The following is a 4,510-nucleotide window of genomic DNA, read 5'->3' on the forward strand; positions in this document are numbered from 1 at the left end:
GCATGGCCGCCAGCGTGACGGCGTGCCCGAGCTGGGTGCCGCCGGCCGAGGGGGAGACGCCCCGGGCCATGGCGACCTCGCCGGCCACGGTGAGCGTGGCGTCCATGCCGGTGCCGGCCCGTTCGGAGTGGAGAGCGGCCACCTGCTCGAGCTGCAGCGCGGTGGCGTGCCGAACGAGGCGCTCGAGCGCGGCGATGACGTCGATGCGCGAGCCACCGAGCACGTCGTCGTGCTCGACCGCGGCGATCGCGGTGAGCAGCTGCTCGAACGGGACGTCCTCCATGACCCCACGCTAGGCGCGACCACCGACACTTTCGGCCGTCGTCCCGGGGCTGTCCACCGGTCCCGGCCGGTCCCGTCCACCAGCCCCTACGCTGCGACCGTGGACGACCTCACCCTCCGTGCCGCGCGCGACGACGAGCACGTGCTGCTGGAGGAGGTGGAGCGCGAGGCCGACACGCTGCTGGAGGCGCTGCTGCGGCCCACGACGCCGTTCGTCCCGGCGCCGGCGACCGAGCGGACCTCGGCGCCGGGCTTCACGCTGGTCGCCGAGGACGGGAACGGACAGCTGGTCGGGTTCGTCCACGTCCTCGAGGACGCGGGCCAGGCGCACCTGGAGCAGGTCTCCGTCCGGCCGAGCCACGGTCGTCGCGGGATCGGCCGGGCCCTCGTCGAGGCCGCGTGCACCCGCGCCCGGGACCGGGGTCACCGCTCGATCACCCTGCGCACCTTCGCCGACGTGCCCTGGAACGCGCCGTTCCACCGCTCGGTCGGCTTCGTCGAGACGGAGCCGGCGGGCGATGCCCAGCTCGCCCGCCAGGCGGCCGAGCGGACCGCCGGCCTGGACCGGCTCGGACGCCGGGTCCAGATGACGCGGGAGCTCTGAGCGTCCGGTGGGACGCGTGCGGCACGGAGCGCTGCAGCTCGTGCGCTTCGCGTGGGTCGAGGCCCTGTCGTGCCTGTTCGCCGCCGGCGTCTTCGCCGGGCTCGCCCTGTCGTCCGTCGTGCCGCTGCCGGTCCCGCGCTACGACGCGCTGCTCGTCTGGTGCGTCGCGCTGACCCTGCTGTTCTGGGCGGTCGGGCTCGAGACGCGGCGCGAGGTGCTCGTCGTGCTGGCCTTCCACCTGCTCGGGCTCGCGCTGGAGCTGTTCAAGGTGCGCGTCGGGTCGTGGTCCTACCCCGAGGACGCGTGGACCAAGGTCGGCGGCGTCCCGCTGTACGCCGGGTTCATGTACGCCGCGGTCGGCTCCTACATCTGCCAGGCGTGGCGCCGGATGGACCTGCGCCTGTCGGGCTTCCCGCTCGTGCCGGCCGCGCTGGTCGCCGTGGCGATCTACGCCAACTTCTTCACCCACCACTGGGTCGTCGACCTGCGCGTCCCGCTCGCGCTCGCCGGCCTCGTCGTGCTGCGCCGCTGCCTGGTGCACTTCCGCGTCGGCGACGAGACCTACCGGATGCCGCTCGCGCTCGCGTTCGTGCTGATCGGGTTCTTCCTGTGGCTGGCGGAGAACGGAGCGACCTTCCTCGGGGCCTGGACCTACCCCTCGCAGCAGGACGTCTGGGAGGCCGTCCACGTGGGCAAGCTCGGCGCGTGGTCGCTGCTGGTGACGATGAGCTTCGTGATCGTGGCGGTGCTCAAGCGGTGGGAGGGCGAGCTCTACGCCGACGCTCCCGTCACGGTGACGCCCGAGCGTGACGAGCCGGCTGGCGGGTCGGACGACGCAGGGCCCGCCACCTCGCGGTGACGGGCCCTGCGGCACGGAGCCGATGACGGGAATCGAACCCGCGTGTCTTGCTTGGGAAGCAAGCGCTCTGCCATTGAGCTACATCGGCGGACGACCTCGCGGTCGAGCGCTCCTACTGTAGCCACTCCCGCGGCCCGCCCGCGCTAGGGTTTGCGTCGTGCTGCTCTCCGACCGCGACATCCTCGCCGAGATCGACGCCGACCGGGTGCGCCTCGACCCGCTCGACCGGGGCATGATCCAGCCGTCCAGCATCGACGTGCGCCTGGACAAGTTCTTCAGGGTCTTCGACAACCACAAGTACCCGCACATCGACCCGGCGGCCGACCAGTCCGACCTCACCCGCGAGGTCGAGGTCGGCGGCGGCGAGGAGTTCATCCTGCACCCGGGCGAGTTCGTGCTGGGCTCGACCTACGAGCTCGTCACGCTGCCCGACGACGTCGCCGCCCGGCTCGAGGGCAAGTCGTCGCTCGGCCGTCTGGGCCTGCTGACCCACTCGACCGCCGGGTTCATCGACCCCGGCTTCTCCGGGCACGTGACGCTCGAGCTGGCCAACGTCGCGACCCTGCCGATCAAGCTCTACCCGGGCATGAAGATCGGGCAGCTGTGCTTCTTCCGCCTGACCTCGCCGGCCGAGAACCCCTACGGCTCGGCCGTCTACGGCTCGCGCTACCAGGGGCAGCGGGGCCCGACGCCGTCGCGCTCGCACGCCAGCTTCCACCGCACTGCCATCTGACCCGGCGCCGCGGGGTGACCTGCGTCGCGTGGTGAAGCAGACACCGCCACGAGGCGGTGGTCGCCGTCGTGCCCGCGTAGCCTTGAGGGTCGGACCGACGACGAGCACGGGGGTAGGACAGTGGACGGCAAGACCTGCAGGGACTCCCTGGTGATCCGGACGTCGCGGATCTTCCCCGACGCCGTCAACGACCACAACACCCTGTTCGGCGGCCGGCTCATGAGCGACATCGACATGGCCGCCTCTATCGCGGCCGTGCGCCACACCCGCACCGCGGTCGTCACCGCCTCCACCGACTCGGTCGACTTCCTCTCGCCGATCCGCCCCGGTCACTCGATGTGCCTGGAGTCCTACGTCAGCTGGACCGGCCGCACGTCGGTCGAGGTGTTCACCAAGGTGATCGCCGAGGACCTCAAGACCGGCGACCGCACCGTCGCCGCCACCGCGTTCCTCACCTTCGTGGCGCTGGACGACGACGGCCGCCCCGTGCCGGTGCCGCCGGTCGTGCCGGAGAGCGTCGAGGAGGTCTTCCTGCACGAGACCGGTGACCTGCGCGCCGAGCAGCGGCGCGACCACCGCCGCCAGTCGCAGGACCTCGCGCGCGTCCTCACCGCCGACCGCCCCTGGTGACGTCCGGGCTCAGTGCGTGAGCTTGAGCCCGATGACGCAGCCGATGATGCCGGCGAGCAGCAGCACCTTCACCAGGCTGGCCTGCTCGTCGCCGGTGGCCATGCCGTAGGCGACGGTCAGCGTGGCGCCGATCGCGACCCACACGGCGTACGCGGTGCCGGTCGGGATGGTGCGCATGGCGTAGGCCAGGCCGACCATGGACGCCGAGACGGCGGCGGCGAACACGAGCGACGGGGCGAGCCGGGTGAACCCCTCCGTCCTGCCGAGGGCCACGGCCCACACGGCCTCGAGGGCTCCGGAGACGACGAGCACGATCCAGGACACGAGGGACTCCTCCTGGCCGTCTTGTCGCGTGCCGGGTACGGCTCCCTCGTCCGGTCAGCCGAGCGCCGGCTGCGGGGCCGACGGTAGCAACGTCAGGACGCGGGGGCCAGCAGCTGGTGCAGGACGTGGTCCTGCCAGCGTCCGGCGATGTGCAGGTACTGCGGGGCGACCCCGAACCGCTCGAAGCCGACCTTGGCCAGCACCCGCTGCGAGGCGACGTTGTCGACCAGCGTCGCGGCCTCGACCCGGTGCAGGCCGAGGTGGCCGAACGCGTAGTCGGTGGCCTCGCGCAGCGCCCGGGTCGTGAGGCCCTGCCCGGCGTGGCTCTCGGCGACCCAGTAGCCGACCGAGCACGACATGAAGGCGCGCCGCACGACGCCGGTGAGCGTCATGGCGCCGACGATGCTGCCCTCGGAGACGATCGCGAACGGGTAGGCGAGCCCGGCGGCGTTCGCGGCGATCAGCTGCTTGAGCTCCTCGCGCTGGCCGTCAGCGGTGAAGAACGACTCCTCGCGCTCGGGCTCGAACGGCGCCAGCCGGGCCCGCTCGGCGACGCGCACCGCGGCCAGCTCGTCGGCGTCGTCCAGGATCAGGAATCGCAGCACGTCCACGCCGGAACCCTTGGCCGACCCCGACGTCCCCGCCCGCCGGCTCGGGGTCGCGACCCGGGTGCGGCGGGGGTCGCTCCCCGATGTGGCGGGGGTGCCGGGCGGACGAGAGTCGTCCTGCACCTCTCGACACCCCAGGAGACGCTCATGATCCAGGCTCGCGCCCTCACCAAGCGCTTCGGCGACAGGACCGCCGTGGACGGCCTCGACTTCACCGTCGAGCCCGGACGCGTGACCGGCTTCCTCGGGCCGAACGGCGCCGGCAAGTCCACCACCATGCGGACGGTGCTCGGCCTCGACCGTCCGACCAGCGGGTCGGTCACGGTCAACGGCCGCGCCTACGCCGCCTCGCCCGCCCCGCTGCGCCAGATCGGCGCGCTGCTGGACGCGCACGCCATCCACCCGGGCCGCTCGGCCGCGACCACCTGCGCTGGAGGCCGCCAGCAACGGGCATCCCCACGCACCGCGTC

General features: G+C 72.7%; 8 protein-coding genes, 1 tRNA gene and 1 riboswitch. Of the genes, 5 read left to right on the forward strand and 4 right to left on the reverse strand.

Going from position 1 to position 4,510, the window contains the following annotated elements; all coding sequences use genetic code 11:
- Window positions 1–283, reverse strand: a 283-nt coding sequence (locus AC2W7G_RS09790; RefSeq protein WP_485868260.1) for a hypothetical protein, incomplete at its 3' end; no start/stop codon positions are given.
- A gap of 99 nt (window positions 284–382) precedes the next feature.
- On the opposite strand from AC2W7G_RS09790, the gene AC2W7G_RS09795 reads away from it, so the two are divergent.
- Complete coding sequence (locus AC2W7G_RS09795; protein ID WP_485868261.1) at window positions 383–886, forward strand: GNAT family N-acetyltransferase; 504 nt, start codon at window positions 383–385, stop codon at window positions 884–886.
- A 16-nt stretch (window positions 887–902) separates the two neighbouring features.
- A complete protein-coding gene (locus tag AC2W7G_RS09800) occupies window positions 903–1,745 on the forward strand; it encodes a DUF817 domain-containing protein (RefSeq protein ID WP_485868262.1) in 843 nt (280 codons plus the stop codon).
- Window positions 1,746–1,762: 17 nt separating this feature from the next.
- On the opposite strand, the gene AC2W7G_RS09805 is transcribed toward AC2W7G_RS09800, so the two are convergent.
- Window positions 1,763–1,833 (reverse strand) — tRNA-Gly (locus tag AC2W7G_RS09805).
- Between the two features lie 69 nt (window positions 1,834–1,902).
- Here AC2W7G_RS09805 and dcd point away from each other — a divergent pair.
- Together dcd and AC2W7G_RS09815 are read left to right on the forward strand one after the other, a co-directional pair.
- A complete protein-coding gene (gene dcd, locus AC2W7G_RS09810) occupies window positions 1,903–2,478 on the forward strand; it encodes a dCTP deaminase (RefSeq protein ID WP_485868263.1) in 576 nt (191 codons plus the stop codon).
- Window positions 2,479–2,598: 120 nt separating this feature from the next.
- Window positions 2,599–3,108: an acyl-CoA thioesterase gene (locus tag AC2W7G_RS09815; protein ID WP_485868264.1), complete on the forward strand. Its 510-nt coding sequence runs from the start codon at window positions 2,599–2,601 to the stop codon at window positions 3,106–3,108.
- A 9-nt stretch (window positions 3,109–3,117) separates the two neighbouring features.
- Here the strand turns inward: AC2W7G_RS09815 and AC2W7G_RS09820 are convergent, their stop codons facing one another.
- Entirely contained in the window at window positions 3,118–3,432 is a 315-nt protein-coding gene (locus AC2W7G_RS09820; protein WP_485868265.1) for a DMT family transporter, read from the reverse strand.
- Window positions 3,433–3,443: 11 nt separating this feature from the next.
- Window positions 3,444–3,508, reverse strand: a riboswitch (guanidine-III (ykkC-III) riboswitch).
- A 16-nt stretch (window positions 3,509–3,524) separates the two neighbouring features.
- Window positions 3,525–4,043 carry a GNAT family N-acetyltransferase gene (locus AC2W7G_RS09825; protein WP_485868266.1) on the reverse strand — a complete coding sequence of 173 codons (519 nt, stop codon included), beginning with the start codon at window positions 4,041–4,043 and terminating at the stop codon, window positions 3,525–3,527.
- A gap of 144 nt (window positions 4,044–4,187) precedes the next feature.
- On the opposite strand from AC2W7G_RS09825, the gene AC2W7G_RS09830 reads away from it, so the two are divergent.
- On the forward strand, window positions 4,188–4,510 hold a 323-nt coding region (locus AC2W7G_RS09830; RefSeq protein ID WP_485868267.1), incomplete at its 3' end, for an ATP-binding cassette domain-containing protein.

This window comes from Aeromicrobium sp. PFPM2_SD2, from assembly GCF_057364525.1.